Raw genomic sequence first — 16,774 nt, forward strand, 5'->3', positions numbered from 1 at the left:
ATTGCTTCTTAACTATCTAAAAATAGTTTCACTTTACTTAATATTTAACCTGTTGTATTTATCTTTAATAAAATATTACTTCATCAGAATATGCTACAACTATTCACCTTACTTGCTATTATAGCTTTTGCGGCATTTTTTGGTCACTCGGTAGCCATAGAAGCAAAAACTTTTTTATATTCAGTGAGTCTCAGTATCAAAGAGGTTTTGTTGTTTATAATGCCATTCATTGTTTTCACTCTAATCTTTAGTAGTGTGAATAATCTAAAACAATCAGCTGTAAAGTTTATATTATTACTTGTAATAACAATTTTTTTATCAAACCTAGCTTCAAGCCTAATAGCTTATTCTGTTGGATATTTTATAATAAAGAATACTGGCTCTATGCACGATATAGCGCAGCACAAAGAAGCGATAGCTCCTTTATGGTCATTTGAACTTCCTACACTACTTTCTAATTTTCATGCTCTTGCTTTCGGGTTTATATCAAGCATCATCGCCTCTTTGTTGTTACCTAAAAAAAGTAAAGAACTTTCACAAAAAATGTTAGATTTAACTCTATTTGTTTTGAAAGTGTTTTTGACACCCGTTATTCCAATATTTGTACTTGGGCTTGCTTTAAAAATGCAGCACGACGAGGTTTTATCTTTAATATTCAAGAATTACTCAATAATTTTTATTATTATAACATCTGTGGCTTACCTTTATGTTTTCCTCCTATACGGGGCAGCAAATTCATTCAAGATTACAAATTGGGTAGCTAGTATAGGCAATATGATGCCAGCATTTATTACTGCAATGAGCACAATGTCCAGCAATGCAACCATGCCACTCACGCTCGAAGGAAGCAAAAAAAATGTAAAGCAAGATAATGTGGCATCGTCTGTGATACCAATAACTGCTAGTTTTCATTTAGTAGGTGACTGCTTTTTTATTATAATATTGTCAATGATGATCACTTCTGGTTATCCACTTTGTACAACAGACTATGTGACCTTCCTTGTTTATTTTTTATTATTCAAATTTGCTATCGTTGCAGTGCCAGCAGGTGGAATTGTGGTAATGCTACCTATTCTTGAAAAGTATCTTAAATTCTCTCCGGAGATGCTTTCATTAATCACAGCATTATATATAGTATTTGACCCAATAATCACTTCAGCAAATGTTATGGGTAACGGTGCATTCACTATGATGTTTACAAAACTCTATAACAAACTTAAGTGATGTCTATTTTAGCAATTGATACTGTAGGCGCCGGTAGTTCAATAGCGATAATCAATTATGATGGTAGTTACTTTATAGAGCATAACTCTGCCAGCAACAATCACGCAGAGTCATTTTTTCAAATTCTGGATACTTTATTCAATAAGAATAATTATAACTACGATAAAATAGATCATCTAGCAGTAGTGGTTGGACCAGGAAGCTTTACTGGAATTAGAGCTGGTGTATCTGCAGCGCAGGGTATTAGTCTTGCTACAAATAAACCATTATATGGAGTGAGTGCCTTGGAAATTCAAGCATATGCGATATCTTTACTTTATACAAATAACAAGAAAAACATCAGAGCCATAATCAAAAATACACAAGGGTTTTATACACAGTTATTTGATTGCAATTTGTTGCCACTATCAGGTCCAACTGATGTCATTCCAGCGTGTGACGCTGGTTGCCCTGAATTCCAGATTGCAATGGTAAGCAGTGACTGCATTACACATAAAGACTGCAACTTACAACAACCAAACGCAAGTCATGCTGGATTATTGGTACGTTATAGGCTCAAAAATAAGCAAAATTTAAATAATGCTGAACCTTTATATTTGAATAATCCTCAATACATGAAATCGTTATAAATTATCCTCTGACATACATACCTAGTAATTCAGCTAAATTTACGCATCTGATTTACTATTTTTTCAGCTACTTCTTTTGCGCTTATGTCCGAGTTTTCTATCTCTATAGCGTTGGGTGGTATAAACAAGTTTTTTCTTCTAAATTTTTCTGCGGTAAGGCTTGGATTAGTAAACTTCCTATTCTCCCTCTGTCTTTTTGATTCAACCCGCTTTTGTAATGTAGAAAGATTGCACTTGAGCACTATAGGAAGAACCTTAGTATTCATTTTTTCACTAAGCTCTATTATTGAATTATACATCCTAATATCATGGTCATTATTTTTGATTAGCTCATCGATGAATATGTAATTTTTTGAGCTAATTGGATAAATTTCTATTACCCGAAGCATAATTTGTGCAATATCATACAACCTGCCTTGGACTTCTTTAGGGATTTGATCACGTTCAAAAGTATCGTCATATATAGAACAAACTTGAGCATTATTAGACAAGTTTATATTTATAATTAACGCATCTATCATATTTGACAGTTCTACGGCAGTGGAAAGCTTACCACTACCTGAAAAACCAATAATGTATACAAAAAATCCTGTTATCTGTTTCTCTGTATTAATATTTACCATATTATTTTTAATATTAAGATCTACATTTATAATAACATAAAACTTAAGCTTTAAACATCCCAAACACCATATGAAAAGTTATCCTTATAATGAAAATATTATGTAATATAAATTCTATTAATTACGCCATGGTGAATTATTTACTAAAACTTTGCACAACTCTATTGTATAATTATTTAAATAATTTAGAATAAAGCTTTAGATTATATATTAAAGAATAGTAATTTACATAATATGTAAATACTGTTAGAGCTTTTAGCAACATGCACCTTATAGTAAGAAAAAATCAATATATTCACGATAAATTTACTTCATATCTGTATTTTACATGTGGAAATTAGAATGAGTGCTTATACGGGAAAAGAAAGAAGAATAGCAAATGTAGTTGCTGAGCATTGGAGTGACATAAAAGGTGGCAGACCATGGCCAAGAAGAGATGAGATAGATACTTCTGAAATAATGGAGTCATGGCAAAATTGTTTTATCATTGCAGTTGAAGAACAAGGTTATATTTGTGAAGATGCAGGAGAAAAAGCTGTTGACTTCTATGGTTTTGAGAAAAAAATGCGCATTGATGATAAGTATGCAATTGATGCACCATTTTTGCGATTATATAAGATAGATGCAGTTATTGATAAGTTTGATACTATAGTAGATAGCGAATGCCCAATTAAAGAAGAAGAAGAAAGCGAAAGTGCGAAAATAAGACAAGTACTGTTGCCGCTGGGAAATAAAGATAAAATTACTCACATATTGGGTGTAATTACATTTAAGCTTCTTTAATATACAATTTTAATTTGATTCTTTAATAAAATTATTTATACTACTACTTAGTTGCTATTAAAGGATTCAATAGTGATATTTATGAGTTTATTTAGAGTATGAAAAAAATAAAATTAAAAACCAAGTCTTCTGTAAAGAAGCGTTTTCGTCTTACAGCTAAGGGTAAGGTTATTGCCACTCAGTCGGGGAAGAGGCATGGAATGGTGAAGAGGAGTAAATCTAATATTCGTAATCAGCGTGGTACAACGATTCTTGGTAAATCTGACTCGCGCATAGTTAAACTTTATATGCCTTATGGTCTTTAGTAAAATGGAGGTAAAATAGAATGGCTCGTGTAAAACGTGGAGTCACTACCCACGCTCGTCATAAAAAAATATTGAAATTAGCAAAAGGCTATAGAGGACGTGCAAAAAGTTGTTATAGAACTGCATTGCAAAGAGTTGAAAAAGCATTGCAATATGCTTACAGAGACAGAAGAAATCGTAAACGTGATTTCCGTAGTTTATGGATAATACGTATTAATGCAGCGGCAAGAGAGCATGGGCTTACTTACGGTAAGTTTATGCATGGCCTTGCGCTTGCTGAGATCGAGATAAATAGAAAGATTCTTGCTGAAATAGCTGTTAATTATAAAGATGATTTTGCCAAATTGGTGGAAATTGTAAGTGGTAAATTAGCAGAGAATTGTTGATTTCCCAAAGCAAAAGGGGTAGCAGAGGGATCAGCAGCATGAGAATTATCTTCATGGGATCACCAGAGTTTGCTGTTAGTGCGTTAATCTTACTGCTCACAGAAATCGGGTTATGCAAGGGGTCTAATGAGATAATAGCAGTATATACCAAGGCTCCGAAACCTTCTGGTCGCGGGCAAAAGCTGACAAAATCTCCAGTACATGTTATTGCTGAAGAAAATAATATAGAGGTATGCACTCCTATTTCTCTAAAGCCTTGGGTAGAGCAAGAAAAATTTAAAAATTTTAAACCTGACGTTGCAGTTGTTTCTGCATATGGATTAATACTTCCACAAGAAATTTTAAATACTCCAAAGTATGGGTGCATCAATATTCATCCTTCATTATTACCAAGATGGCGTGGTGCAGCTCCAATTCAACACACAATTTTAGCGGGAGATCAAGAAACTGGTGTAAGTATTATGCAATTAGATGAGGGGTTAGACTCTGGTCCTATTTTAAAACAGGAAAAACTTCCTATTGAAAAGAATGACAATTATGAAGTACTACATGAAAAATTGTCTGAGCTAGGTGGTCATTTATTACTGGATGTGCTAAATGGAATTGAAAAACACGTTCCTATAGAACAGAACGACAATGATGCATGCTACGCTGATAAAGTAGAGGATTATAAAATTTATGCGAGTGATACTTGTGAAGTTGCTTGCAGAAAAATTAAAGCGTTTTATCCAAAGGCATTTATCAAGATGGAAAATAAACGCATAAGAATACTTGATGCTGATTTTGAAATAAACGGACATTTGGCTTCAAAGCAAGGTGAGATTATGAATGATAATATGCATATAAGCTTAAGAGGCGGCACTTTACTTCCTAAAGTTGTACAAATGGAGGGTAGAAACTCGTGTGGCATTGAGGATTTTATTCGTGGCTTAAAATCAAGCATGGCAAAAAAAGTTATAGAATAAGGTCTGACCTTACCCAGAAAAAGTGGAGAGGAAGTTAAGGCGTTTTTGTCAAAAGGATATTATAGAGATCAAAAAAATTCTATTTAAAAAAAATTAAGCTATAATTGATAGTATTTGATATTCAATATAGTAACTATGCCTGATTTAAAAAACAATTCCTGCCTTCATGGTGATAATGCAGAGTTTGTAGAAGAAATGTATAGCCGTTATTTACAAGGGGATAAATCAATTGGAGAAGATTGGCAGAGAATTTTTTCGAGTGATATAGGTATTAATAGGGCAGAATCCAGTAATGTGCAGAATGTAGCTGAAACAGATGCTAGTTCGGCAATTTTTTTTAGATCTTATGGTCATTTTTTTGTAGATCTTGATCCATTATCGCCAAATGAGAATCAATCAATAGATTACAAAAAATATTCGAATCTACCTCCAGCGTCTGATGCTGAAATCTATAGGAATATTTACTGCAAAAATATCGGTTTTGAATTTATGCATATCTCTTCCTATGAAGAAAGAATATGGCTGCAAGAAAAAATAGAAAGCCAAAACTACAAACTGAATTCACAGGATAAAGGAGAAATGCTTAAGTACTTGATTGAGTCTGAAATGTTTGAGCAGTTTCTCCATATGAAATTTCCTGGATATAAGCGTTTTTCTATAGAAGGAGGAGAGTCAACTATTGTTGCAATTGAAAAAATTATTAGTGATTCCGCAGCTTTTGGTATCGAAGAAGTAGTCCTTGGTATGGCACATCGCGGCAGGCTCAATGTTCTAACCAAAGTTATGGGAAAAGAGTATTCTGCCATGCTTTCTGAGTTTCAAGGAAATCTTGCATATCCAGCTGGTCTTGAGGTTTCTGGTGATGTTAAATATCATCTTGGTTATTCTTCTGACCGAGCACTTTCTGATGGTAAAAAAATACATTTGAGTTTGTGTCCTAATCCATCTCACCTTGAAGCGGTAAATCCGGTTCTGGCTGGAAGAATAAGAGCAAAACAAGACACAAAAAATAATTCTGTACTTGGGATAGCAATACACGGTGATGCAGCTTTTATAGGCCAAGGCGTTGTGCATGAAACATTAACCTTAAGTAATATTGAAGGTTACAAAGTGGGCGGCATCATACATATTGTGATTAACAACCAAGTTGGCTTCACAGCTAACCCATGCTGCACGCGATCCTCTTTTTATTGCACTGATGTAGCAAAATCTATAGAAGCTCCTATTTTTCATGTGAATGGTGATAATCCAGAAGCTGTGAGCTTCACTGCAAGCCTTGCGATGAAGTATAGGAAGAAATTTAAGAAAGATGTGGTGATTGACATAATATGTTACCGCAAATATGGTCACAATGAAGGTGATGAACCAAATTTCACTCAGCCACTTACGTATAAATCAATATCAAAGCATAAAACTCCAGCGACACTTTATGAGGAGAAGTTGATTGCAGAGAAAGTATTAGACGGTGATGAAGTAGCCAAATTACGCAGTGAATTTAGGGCAAAATTGGATAAAAGTCTCACAGAATCAGTGGGTTTTGTTCCCAAGAAAGCTGATTGGTTTGGTGGAGTGTGGTCAAAATTAAGAAGAGCAAGACTTAATGATTTGATTGAGTACTATACTGATTCTGGTGTTTCCCAAGATGAGCTGAAAAAATTAGGCGTGCATATAAATACCAATATTCCAAGTAGCTTTAATATTAATAATAAGGTCAGAAGAATACTCGATGGAAGAATCGACAGTATAAATTCTGGTAATAATATTGATTGGGCAATAGCTGAAAGTCTTGCATTTGCATCATTGTTAGCAGAAGGAATAGGAGTGCGTTTATCAGGACAAGACTCTGGTCGTGGAACTTTTTCACATCGTCATGCAAGGCTAATTGATCAAGTGACAGAGGAAGAATTTATTCCGCTAAACAACATAAATGAAAAGCAAGCTCACTTTGAGGTTATAGATAGTGCTTTATCAGAGTATGCTGTGATGGGTTTTGAATATGGTTATAGTCTTGATTCTCCATATTCGTTAGTGCTATGGGAAGGGCAATTTGGTGATTTTGCAAATGGTGCGCAAATTATGATCGACCAATTTATTGCTTCTGCAGAAACAAAGTGGTTACGATCAAGTGGTTTGGTTTTATTATTGCCACATGGTTATGAAGGTCAGGGACCTGAGCATAGCTCTGCTCGTATAGAGAGGTTTTTGCAACTCTGTGCTGAAGATAATATGCAAGTTGTTAATTGTTCAACTCCTGCTAACTATTTTCATGCTTTGCGCAGACAGATTCATAGAGATTTTCGTAAACCTCTTATAGTATTTACACCTAAATCGTTATTACGTCATAAAAAAGCAGTTTCCAATTTATCTGACTTTGAAGGAACATTCTGCACAGTGATTAGAGAGCAAAGGAAAGATTTAGTTTCAAGCGACAAAATACGAAAAGTGGTAATATGTAGTGGTAAAGTTTACTATGATATAATTGATGCATGCGAAACACAAAAAATAAACGATGTGGCAGTAATACGCTTAGAACAGTTCTATCCTTTTCCTGCAGATAAACTGAGTAAAGAACTTGAGAAATATAAAAACGCTGAAGTTATATGGTGCCAGGAAGAGCCGAAGAATATGGGGGGGTGGTTTTCTATCAATCCATTAATAGAGGAAGTATTATCCAATTTGAATATTCGAGCAAAAAGACCTAAGTGCATTGCTAGGCCTGTGGCTGCATCTCCTGCATGCGGGTATGCTAGCATTCACGCTAAAGAGCAAGAGGAAATTTTAAAACAGATATGAAATAATCTTGTGTCTGTTTAATAACATCATCATCCCGCTACTTATTAGCGGCTAAAATACCGCGATTTATTCCACAGCTGTACGAACATCCCGTAAAGCGATAAGACAAGTGTTAGAGCTTGTCCACAAACTAGTAAATCAAGCATATTCCCTACTTAACATAACTTTACTCATAGCTAAATATATAAAATTTTCTGTTGAAGTTGTTAGCAGATCATATTCTTTTAATAATCTCCTATTTCTATTAATTCCCAAGCAAAAGTTCTTTCTACAACCCATCTTCGCGGCTGTACTATAGGTGTGTCTTGATGTACCAAAAATCTGCACGGAGAGCTCTTAACAATTTCAATGTCTATTCCATATTCTTTCTTTATATGATCCTTTAAACCTTTTCCTTGATACCCCATATTAGCCCACATTTTCCTAATATTAGTAGCCCCCCTGCGAAAAGGTAGAAAGTAGGTGAAAACGACTAAAAAGCATGTAAAATGAAAATTTTAGAAGAGTAAAATGGCAATAAGTTACGCAAAAGTTGCAAAAACCCAGTATATTTTTAGGCAATTAACGGGTCTGACAACATCTGAATTTGAAAAAATTGTGGCAAAAGTACGTCCAGAGTGGGAAAAAATGGAGGCGAAAAAGAAATGTCACGGAAGAAAATCGCATGTTGAGACGCTAGAAGACAGGATTTTATGTGTTCTAATTTATTACAGAACGTACATAACGCATCCATTTTTAGGGTTTTTGTTTAATTTGCACAACTCAAATATTTGCCGACTTTTGAAGAAAATGGAGCCATTATTGGCCAAAAAAATTGCGATAAAAAAGGATAGAACGCTGACGCCAGAAAGGATTTTAAAAATTTTAGCAGACGTCACGGAGCAACCGATACAGCGGCCAAAAGACGCAAAAAAACGTAAAAAATCTTATTCCAGAAAGAAAAAAATGACCACAATAAAAACCGAAATTGTGATTGAGGGAAATGGGCAAATTCTGTCGATTTCAAAGTCACATCGAGGTCGAATGCATGATTTTCGCATAAGAAAACAGGAAAAATTGTTGCCCAAAGATAGCATAAAATATGCTGATTCTGGCTATCAAGGTTGGCAAAAACTGCAGAAAAACGTTGTGATTCCGTACAAAAAATACCGTAAAAAGCCACTAACGGAGGGGGAAAAGGAGCATAATCGAAAGTTGGCATCGTTCAGGATGCGAGTAGAAAATAAGATTCGCGAGATCAAAATTTTTAAGATTATGTCAAATATTTACCGCAATTTTCAGAAAAAATATAACATGAGATTTAATATTATTGCGGGTATTGTGAACTTGCGGCATAGTTTTTAATAATTTTTGGGCTGGGGATTTCTTACCTGATTTTATCAGCAACTTGCTTCACGTTGTTTCGCAGGGGGTCTAATCTTAAATTAACCATCAATATTAACGGTAATCTTTATACTTAATAAATTAGCTATTTAAATGTTTTTAAGACAGGCTATTAGTGGATAGAGAAAGAAAAATTATTTTTGCTACACCATAAGTACGTTCCAAAATTACACTAAAATTTTTGTTACACTGAAAATCTTTATTTCTCTTAATCTCTAGAATTATTAATGCGTCATTGCTTAACCAGCCTGAGTGGGCTAGCCCATCTAAAGTTGGTTCAATTAAATTGCTATTATAGGGTGGATCTATAAAAACTATGTCACACTTTGAAATAGGTTGTGGTAATTTATCAGCACTACAACAAATTAGCGTGACATTGTCCGTAATTCCAAAGTCTTCTGCTGTTTTTTTAGGAAATTGTAGGTTATAATAATCTGAATCCACCATAAATGCATGTTTGGCACCACGAGACAGTGCTTCAAATGACAAAGAACCACCACCACAAAACAAATCAAGTACATTTAAGTTATAAACAGGCTTTCTTGAGGGAAGTATACTAAATATCGCTTCTCGGACAATACTCATAGTTGGCCGTGCAGCTAGATTCTTACATGTAGCTATTTTCCTTCCGCGGTATTTGCCTGCAATAATACGCAGCATACTAAGCTCCAAATCACTAATTATTTAACGCTATATAATTAATGTCAATAGCAGCCCAATAAAGAACACATACCAGAGTCATTTAGGAGAAAAGATTAATCAATTATCTTTATTAACTATGTCGATTGCTTGACCGATCTCATCTTGTAAATCGCCATAATCATTTCTTTCATCATTATTCATTTTGTCAATTCTGCTTTCTAATTCTAACTTAACTAAAGTATTGATTTTATCTATATCATCGAGAAAATCTTTACATTCTTTATCACTATATACTTCACCAGATGCTTTTTTTCCGATAAATAAGTTTCTAAAGCCAGCTAGATCTGAATCCTGGTCATCATTGAGCACAATATTTCTTTCTATGAAGCTAAGGTCTGAAAGTAATAAACTAACCTCTAATAAATCTTCACTTTTAATAGTTGCAAGGTCGTCTAGATTGTCTAAAATGTTAAATATCTTAAACTCTTCTTGTGCGATCTCATGATCTTCTTTATCCAATGTAGACCACAACCCATTATCATTGATAAATTTCTCGTTCAGCGCTTTATTTAATTTAGCAAAATCGACATCGTTATCCGGTGATACGCTATCAAGCAAGATATCAACCTTTGCCCTACGGGCATTAAAAACATCATCATAGTCATTCAACTTTATATTACCATCATTGTCTTGCTGCAATTTGTAGTAATCAAAACCTTTAAAATTTTTATTAGTCTTCATCGTTAACTCTGCTCCTCATCACTTTCTTGACCTGGTAGGTCAGTTGGCACATCCCTACTAACTTTTTTTTCTGATAAAGTTGGTGGACTTGGTGCTTTCCCTTTAAGCGAGTTTCTTGTTGTTCGCGAACTTGGTGTACTCCGTATAACTGTTTCGCTTGGTGGTGATGTTTTTGCCTGTAGCAATTCGCCTGATGTTGGATCCACAGGTGATGCGTTTGTTGATTCATGTGATTGGCTATCGCCATCCTCGTCTTTATCCTTTTCTGGCTTCCTTTTGTAACCAATGGTGTAATCATGAAGCTTCTTTAAAAATTCTTCTCTATGCGATTTTGCTCTATAGAGTAGATTATGTTCGTAACCACGTTTTCCTGTAGAATCAAGGCCATGCTCCCAAGTAAATTTCATAGCATCTTCTAATGTATAGCCCAAGTGTGATCCTACACAACCTTTGTAGTAATTTAGGTATTTACCAATTTTTCTATGTTCAATATCATCTTCGTAAACTCCAAATGACCTGTAAATTTTTGCCTCAAGTTTATCAACATCATTTTTAGGTGATGTTGCAAATTTTGTTGCTTCAATAGCAGTGTTTACAAGTTTACGGGGCGCATTCAAATCTAGCTTTGTTAGATTAAATTCTTTACCTAAAATAGTTACATTCATAGGAAGCAACCTGCCAACCAAATTTGCCGCTCCTCCAGCTAGCCTATTAGGAAGTCCAGTAACAAAATTACCTAGAGCATCCAAACTGCCACCAATAGGTTTTTGCACATGTTCTGCTACTAACTCTCCTAATAAATCACCAGCACCAATGCCAGCACCAGTGTTAGCATGAGGACTATACATACTAGATATACTGTAAACACTGTATCCACCACCAGCAATATTTGAGCCCATTTCTTGCACTGACTTGCGCAATGAGAACATTAGAAATGAAAGCAAGAATAGTATAAAGATTTCCGCTGCATTGATTAAATAGCCTCTATTTATATCTTGCACTCTTTGATAGTCACTATTGTCTTGATACTTTTCATTTACTTTATAGAAATTCTGTAACCTACAACTTGTATTTTTTTTAATTATATTTTCCACTAAAAGCCTTATTTTATTTTTTAAATCTGATCGAATAATACCATTTTTGTAGTCACCAATTATTTCCTTATCTATGCCTTCTAGCTTTTTATCTATATTACTGATAAGTAATAAGATTTCAGACTGCTCCACTGCATGTAATAAACTATTTGTTAAACGAACCAGATCTTTTAAATCACAAGTCTTATTAACTACTATATCATTTTCTGCAATATAATGATCTGCTGGATTCCTCTCAGTGCCAGGAACTGGGTTAAAGAAAGGATAATCTATATAACGAAAACCTTTTTCAATATAATCAGGTGGAAGAGGGATATATCCAGCTCCACCGGTAAATTTTACTGTACCACCTGCTCTGCTCATACCTTCCATACTTTTATCTATGTTAAGCGGAGAGGCTTCTCCGATAGTATAAGGCACAAAAACTTGCCCTGGAGTCCAACCGAAATACTGCTTGTCCTGAATACAAAAACCTCCCATCCATGATGGAGCGCACAGCCTTATCTCTAACCATTTATTGTAGCATACAGTAAAACCTAATTGTCTATAGAAGGTGTTCATTATGATAGCAGCCAGCAATGACAATAGGGTGAACATCATAACTGATTGTAAACAAAAGCTGATACAGAATTTTATCCAACCTTCAAATAGGCTTTTTAGCTGTGAAAATAAAATGGAAATTAGGAACAGTGGCATGATAGCTATAAGAAAAGCTATTCCCATAAAACCAGAGAGAAATATTATGAAAGCATATAAACATAATAAGAAATATAAAACTATTCCTATGAAAATCGCCGGTACCATAAAGATGCTTGCCCACATTTGATAATGAAAAAACGCTGCAAACTTTTTCCAAACAGAATAAGCAAAAAATTTATCATACATATTCCCCATAAAGCTGAACAATTCGTCAGCATTTGAATTAGGGGCAAAATTAGTAATTATCTTTATCAACTGCTCAAGGCTTTCAACAAATAAAACAAGAAAATGATTATAGAAAAATTCAAAGCTTCCAGGAGATATTAATACTACTACGAGCGTGAACTTCATCATTCTGATAAGCATATCATGCTTAGTTTCTTGTATCATACCGAAAAGGTAAAGAAGTGATGAAATCACTATAAACAGAACAAGCAAGGAAAGTACAAAATTATGAAAACTTGAGCCCTCTTTCACTATGTTTTTGAACATGGCTTGCGCAGCTGCAGGTTCATCGCTATTGAAGTATGCTTTACAATTTTTATTGATCAATAACACGCATTTTAGATACTTATAAACTTCGTCAAAAAATTTAGGTTCACTTGGATGCTGAACTCCCCCCAAAAACTCAAATGAATACCCACCTGCATTATCTAAATAGTATCCATCTAATATTTTTACATATATTTTCCACCCCTTTTCTAATGGCAATACATCACACTTTTCATCCTTTAATTTGTTGCTATTCCTTTCTAAAGTAAAAACTCCACTTTCACCTTCTGCTGTAGAGTTGTAACCTAAGTGTATAGTAGGGGATGGAGGATTACGCATAGACTTCAGATTTTCATTTGGATCTGAGTCTATAAATGTCTTTTTACCATCACTACCTATTGAGGATCTTCTAAATAAAAGATACGCACCATGGCCATTGGTGAACCAACATGGAACGCCACGTGATATCATATTTGTATCTTTGCCTTCATCAATACATTTACAATTTACGTCAGAACAATTTGAAAGATCTTGTTTCTTTATTTTATAATCATTACAAACCAAGTGAAAATCAGGCAAGCTGTTATCACCCTTCCCTCCTTCAAATTTAGTTGCGTACTTTAATTGCTCCAAACTCTGCAAATCATAGTTACCCTTAGATTCTTTCTTATTATTATTACTCCACGATGTCCACGCACCATTGACTCGTACTATTAAACTATCTCCATTGGTTTCTAACCCTGTATCTTTCCATTTAACTACCTGGTTATGATGAAAGCCATAATTAATTTCCCCAGTATCAGAATCAATAATTTCCCCGTCTTCCGGAATAAAGTCTTCGTGATCGCTTGTAAAATGAGCGCTAACTGCAACAGGTTCAGGACCGAAGTAGTCAGCTGATATACATCTTGGAAAGGGCATGTCATTCTTGCTGCAACCTATTATCAACATATAAGCTGCAAAAAGTAATAATCTAAACCAACGGTTGCCTAAACGTGATTGCATATCCAAACTTCTTCTAAACACAGAGAAATAAATTTCTAAAATTTTACTTAAAATATCTTTTTAATTCGTTACTGCATGATATCATTTACGTTTTCCTCCATCTTTCTTAGCTTTAGAAGTACTCATTGTTTCATTAGAACCACTACCTTTATTACCCGATTGACTTGGTGCTTCAGGTTGCGTGTTAGGTGCCTTAGCTTTAGCCTCAATTTTGGTTGGACCTTTATGCTCTGCTCCCTTAATGCGTTGTATCATACCTTGGGTATCATCATCAACACCAACAGTTGACAACATAGATTGAGATACACTACTAGCAACTCGACTTACACTACCAGCAATTCCATAACCAGATTTGAAAATTGCTTGCGCAATAGTTTCTGATGCAGAAACAAATGCGTTCATTGCACTGGCAATCATCAAATATATAAACGCTTGGATTAAATCTATGGGTAATGCTGCAAAATGTCCACTAGCTCTTCCACCATTTAATGCGACATCAACACTAGTCCCAGGACTGTATCCAAGCGGTAGTATTGATTTCATAAGGCATAGATCATATGATAAGAAATTTATACTAATTAAGCATTGGTAGCATGCAGAAAAATTTGTGAGATTATATAATACTGAATACATTAATTGATTTAAAAGAGACAAGGACGAAAATAAAATGACTGGTTGTAATGAAACATGAGCCAGCGTTTTTATCCAGTTATCAAACAAGGGTTTGGTCTGTTGAAATAAAATAAACACGATAAATAAAGGTGTTAATGACAATAAAATTGCTCCAAAAACAATGGCTATTAAATATTTCACTATAGCGCTGATAAAGCATGTTAAAAACGTAAAAGTAGCCTTAAGTATCAATAAAAATGCAATAAACCCAAAAGGACCAGCAAGCATCAACGATAGAAACTTTAACCAAGTTTCGCTTGTGAATAATACCCCAACAGTTAAATCTAAGAATGCAAATTTTTTACCTCCTTCACCTATATATCCAGAAAAACTATCAACCAAATAAGAGCTACCACCTATAAAAAGTTTAGCTAAATTTGTACCAAAAAGCTCCCAGCTTTTATCACTAAAGACAAAAGCTATAAATGCTATCTTAGTCATCCTAATAATGAAATCAAACTTACTCAGTTGTACTGTTCCAAGCATATATCCCACAACAGTAAATATAACATATAAAGTAAGTAAGGCTCTCACACCTTGAAGCAGACCTTTTCTATATTCTTCGTATGAACTATACATGCTACCAGCATCTTTTTTGTTTATGATGTACTCTACACCCTTTTTCCCTTCTTCTTCTCCCAAAAATAAATCAAATATCTTGTTCATAGTCGATGAAATAAAATCATTGATTTTCTTTTTGACAAATAAATTTACATTATATTGGTTATTTTCATAATATTTGCCATCTTTGTCCGTAATATCCTCTTCTTTTACATTACTTACATCAATTCCAAAGTATATCTTTTTAGATTCTCCTTCGTCTAAGTGACTTCCATCTATTATATAATAGTCAACATTACCTTCTGTTTTTTTATTTAAACTTTCTACTTCCTTAAAGTTTGGAGTTTCAAAAAGTGATATTGCAGGTGGTTCATCACCTAGATACATATATAGCTTTTGGCCATTAGTGAATTCACACGATCTACTAACTTCAACATGATATCCGCCTCTCTTAAATCCAGAAGCGCCATAATATGCTATAGCAAGCATAACATTGCTATCAGGTGTGACATCTTCATTTATTTTGTATGCATGATTCAATTCCAAAGAAAAATCTTCAAAAGATTTATTGCTAATTTTTGAACATATTTTATCACCTTTTGCCCCATTGTTTTTTGGAAGACATTGAGAACCTTCAGCAGTGTCTTTCATATCATCACGCCTACTCTCGGGAATATCACCGAAGTAAGGAGCTCCAATTTTTGCTACAAGAGCCTCGGCCCAAGAATCATCATCTTCAGTAAAAGTACCTGCTTTAATATCCTTTTCCATTTCTTTGAGATGAGAGTACATATCGCATGCACCTTTTTCATCATCGTACTTTTTATACCTTATTGAAGAAACACAATTCCTACCATTGCTATTCCATGTACCATTTTCGTTATAACATATATTCTGATCATAACAATTAAGCTCATAAGAGCTGTATTTTTTCATTTTGTCCAAACCACATCTTCTTTCCCAACCATCACTTCGATCTTTACCACATAATTCATCTAATCCTATTTTAGCTCTACGTAAATCTAATAACGCGCCATTTATCCATGGTACTTCACTTCCAGTATGATCTTTTCCAATATGATCTTTATTAAAATGTACTTTATTATCATATGGAGTGTATCCGTTGCCAACTAGAACTTTTTCTTTGTCCAATGGTGAAGTTTTCACTTTTATTCTTTTACCATCCTTATCTGTAAAAAACTCCCCTCCTTTTAATATTTCATTTACATTAACTTTCTCAATTCCTTCTTCACTTTTATAATAGCTGTCATCAAAGCTGACACCTTTTGGGTTGCTGTGATCAATTCTCATTTCTCTTGGCACTAAACTAAAGGTTAATTTATCACCAGGATTGACTTTGATTTCAGTGTCAACATAACGTCTATTACTACCAAAACCCCGCTCCCTACATAATTCATTTTCATCAATACCATAATTATCTGGCACTTTACTAATGTCCTTAGCTTTATCATAATTTGGCATGTTACCATTAGCACAAAAGCTAGCAGGTACAAGCACTTTTCTTGGATTCTTTCCTTCTTGAGAGTGGCAAAGATTAATTGATCCACCGATGGTAAATTTTACTTTTTCATCCTTATTAATAACTTGATTAGAATTAACCCAGTGAATTGTAGCACCGTCATCAGCTTTTTTTACTGGAACATCCACATTAACAGTAGTATTTCTGCTTTGTAGCCCAGGTTCAACGCAATCCATTGTGCAGCTAGTTATTACGAAACACAAGACAAGTAACAATGAGCTTTTGTTTTTCATAGTT

The 16,774-nt window shown here is 34.3% G+C and carries 13 protein-coding genes and 1 pseudogene; 8 read left to right on the forward strand and 6 right to left on the reverse strand.

The annotated features are described in order from the left end of the window. The first annotated feature begins 90 nt into the window (after positions 1-90). On the forward strand, positions 91-1,224 hold the full coding sequence (locus tag AAGD89_RS03835; RefSeq protein ID WP_341807801.1) for a cation:dicarboxylate symporter family transporter: 1,134 nt from the start codon (positions 91-93) through the stop codon (positions 1,222-1,224). Next, positions 1,224-1,853: a tRNA (adenosine(37)-N6)-threonylcarbamoyltransferase complex dimerization subunit type 1 TsaB gene (gene tsaB, locus AAGD89_RS03840; RefSeq protein WP_341807802.1), complete on the forward strand. Its 630-nt coding sequence runs from the start codon at positions 1,224-1,226 to the stop codon at positions 1,851-1,853. Before AAGD89_RS03835 ends, tsaB begins: the two co-directional genes overlap by 1 nt. A 29-nt stretch (positions 1,854-1,882) precedes the next feature. Here the strand turns inward: tsaB and AAGD89_RS03845 are convergent, their stop codons facing one another. Beyond that, entirely contained in the window at positions 1,883-2,476 is a 594-nt protein-coding gene (locus AAGD89_RS03845; RefSeq protein WP_341807803.1) for an AAA family ATPase, read from the reverse strand. Between the two features lie 342 nt (positions 2,477-2,818). Here AAGD89_RS03845 and AAGD89_RS03850 point away from each other — a divergent pair, with 342 nt between their 5' ends. From AAGD89_RS03850 to AAGD89_RS03870, 5 genes are all read left to right on the forward strand, one after another. Then, the gene (locus AAGD89_RS03850) at positions 2,819-3,259 is read left to right on the forward strand and encodes a PAS domain-containing protein (RefSeq protein ID WP_341807804.1); all 441 of its coding nucleotides are present in this window, start codon (positions 2,819-2,821) and stop codon (positions 3,257-3,259) included. A gap of 98 nt (positions 3,260-3,357) precedes the next feature. Beyond that, complete coding sequence (gene rpmI / locus AAGD89_RS03855; protein ID WP_341807805.1) at positions 3,358-3,564, forward strand: 50S ribosomal protein L35; 207 nt, start codon at positions 3,358-3,360, stop codon at positions 3,562-3,564. A gap of 20 nt (positions 3,565-3,584) precedes the next feature. Further along, positions 3,585-3,950 carry a 50S ribosomal protein L20 gene (gene rplT, locus AAGD89_RS03860; protein WP_341807806.1) on the forward strand — a complete coding sequence of 122 codons (366 nt, stop codon included), beginning with the start codon at positions 3,585-3,587 and terminating at the stop codon, positions 3,948-3,950. Positions 3,951-3,988: 38 nt separating this feature from the next. Further along, positions 3,989-4,915: a methionyl-tRNA formyltransferase gene (gene fmt / locus AAGD89_RS03865; RefSeq protein WP_341807807.1), complete on the forward strand. Its 927-nt coding sequence runs from the start codon at positions 3,989-3,991 to the stop codon at positions 4,913-4,915. A gap of 135 nt (positions 4,916-5,050) precedes the next feature. Next, positions 5,051-7,708, forward strand: a complete 2,658-nt coding sequence (locus tag AAGD89_RS03870) for a 2-oxoglutarate dehydrogenase E1 component (protein ID WP_341808916.1) — start codon at positions 5,051-5,053, stop codon at positions 7,706-7,708. Between the two features lie 138 nt (positions 7,709-7,846). Here the strand turns inward: AAGD89_RS03870 and AAGD89_RS03875 are convergent. Continuing rightward, positions 7,847-8,142 (reverse strand): annotated as a pseudogene (locus tag AAGD89_RS03875) (transposase); the annotation flags it as partial. 76 nt (positions 8,143-8,218) lie between these two features. Between AAGD89_RS03875 and AAGD89_RS03880 the strand changes: the two are divergent. Beyond that, the gene (locus tag AAGD89_RS03880) at positions 8,219-9,052 is read left to right on the forward strand and encodes a transposase family protein (protein WP_341807808.1); all 834 of its coding nucleotides are present in this window, start codon (positions 8,219-8,221) and stop codon (positions 9,050-9,052) included. Positions 9,053-9,190: 138 nt separating this feature from the next. Here AAGD89_RS03880 and rsmD read toward each other — a convergent pair whose 3' ends face one another. The 4 genes from rsmD to AAGD89_RS03900 form a co-directional block, all read right to left on the reverse strand. Continuing rightward, positions 9,191-9,751, reverse strand: coding sequence for a 16S rRNA (guanine(966)-N(2))-methyltransferase RsmD (gene rsmD / locus AAGD89_RS03885; protein ID WP_341807809.1), 561 nt, complete (start codon positions 9,749-9,751; stop codon positions 9,191-9,193). A 99-nt stretch (positions 9,752-9,850) separates the two neighbouring features. Continuing rightward, entirely contained in the window at positions 9,851-10,474 is a 624-nt protein-coding gene (locus AAGD89_RS03890) for a hypothetical protein (RefSeq protein ID WP_341807810.1), read from the reverse strand. A 2-nt stretch (positions 10,475-10,476) separates the two neighbouring features. After that, the gene (locus AAGD89_RS03895; protein ID WP_341807811.1) at positions 10,477-13,764 is read right to left on the reverse strand and encodes a type IV secretion system protein; all 3,288 of its coding nucleotides are present in this window, start codon (positions 13,762-13,764) and stop codon (positions 10,477-10,479) included. An 81-nt stretch (positions 13,765-13,845) separates the two neighbouring features. After that, positions 13,846-16,770 (reverse strand): type IV secretion system protein, encoded by a 2,925-nt coding sequence (locus tag AAGD89_RS03900; protein WP_341807812.1) that lies wholly within the window; start codon positions 16,768-16,770, stop codon positions 13,846-13,848. Positions 16,771-16,774: the final 4 nt, after the last annotated feature.

Origin of the sequence: Wolbachia endosymbiont (group E) of Neria commutata, from assembly GCF_964026735.1 — a bacterium.
Classification (GTDB): Bacteria; Pseudomonadota; Alphaproteobacteria; order Rickettsiales; family Anaplasmataceae; genus Wolbachia.